Below are 1,303 nucleotides of genomic sequence, written 5' to 3'. Positions count from 1 at the left end.
TGCTAGTTTCTTTATCTATAGAATCTGGGTGTGGACTGGAGGAGATTGGACAATCAGAGATGTGATTTTGATACAACTTCCTCTCTATCATCTCTCGGCAGGTTTAGCAGTTTTACTGCGAGTTTTCTTGATATTTCCCTTCTTAAACTGGTTAGGAATTAGCCCTGGAGTTAACACAATGATTGGGGTTTTACTGGGGGCCAGTATTAATTATGTTGCCAGTGATAGCCTAATTTTTAAACCTAAGAATAAGACTAATGAGACAGAAATGTACTATCCCGAAGGATTAGCACCAGCTTTCCAGATGGACGGTTACTCTCACCCACGTCAATCAAGGGATAACTATGCAGTAAAAACCTTATCAATAGTTATTCCTGCTTACAACGAAGAAGATTGCATCGAAAGCACAACTCACTTAATATCTGAACGTTTAGAAGAGGATAAAATTGATTATGAAATCCTAGTGGTTAATGACAATAGCAAAGATAACACCGAAGCAGTTCTGCAAAAAATCAACCAAGAAAATCCTCGGATTCGCTACATCAATAACTATTATCCCAATGGTTTTGGTTTTGCGGTGCGCTGTGGATTAGAAAATTTTAGCGGGGATGCAGTTGCGGTAGTAATGGCAGATAATTCCGACTCTCCCGATAACATGGTGGACTATTATTATAAACTCCAAGAAGGCTACGATTGCGTTTTTGGTTCTCGTTTTATCAAAGGAGGAAAAGTTATTGATTATCCCAGGCACAAGTTATTCGTCAATCGTTTGGCTAATCTATTCATTCAAGTTTTATTTGGGCTAAAATTTAATGATACCACTAACGCCTTTAAAATCTATCGTAAGGAGGTTATCGAAGGAATCTCACCTCTACTATCTCACCATTTTAACTTAACAGTAGAGATGCCCTTAAAAGCAATCGTGCGAGGATATTCCTATACGACAATTCCCATCACTTGGCGCAATCGTACCACGGGGGTTTCCAAGTTAAAACTCAAGGAAATGGGCAGTCGTTATTTATTTATAGTTCTCTCTATCTGGTTAGAAAAACACCTTTCTAGAGGCGACTATAAGCGCAAACCTGTCCAAAAAATTAGACAAAAGTAACCAAGTAAATTTAGAGGTTAAAACCATGTTAGACGAGCAAGTAACCCGACAAATGGAATACTTAAAGAGACTTTACGAAAGTCGCTTTAATCCTCAAGAAAGAAAAGCAAAATTAGCCCTTTGGAAAGTTTTAGTTAATAATTTTTTACAAAATCATGTTACTGTCAATGATACAGTTTTAGATATTGGTGGAGG

At 37.5% G+C, this 1,303-nt stretch carries 1 protein-coding gene; it reads left to right on the top strand.

Annotated elements, in window-relative coordinates; all coding sequences use genetic code 11:
* On the top strand, positions 1 to 1,108 hold a 1,108-nt coding region (locus PX636_RS05255; protein WP_288116411.1), incomplete at its 5' end, for a glycosyltransferase.
* Positions 1,109 to 1,303: the final 195 nt, after the last annotated feature.

The organism is Microcystis sp. M53598_WE2 (assembly GCF_030067735.1).
GTDB lineage: Bacteria > Cyanobacteriota > Cyanobacteriia > Cyanobacteriales > Microcystaceae > Microcystis > Microcystis aeruginosa.
Note: the sequence above shows the minus strand (reverse complement) of the source record. Positions and strands in the feature narration are given on the sequence as shown.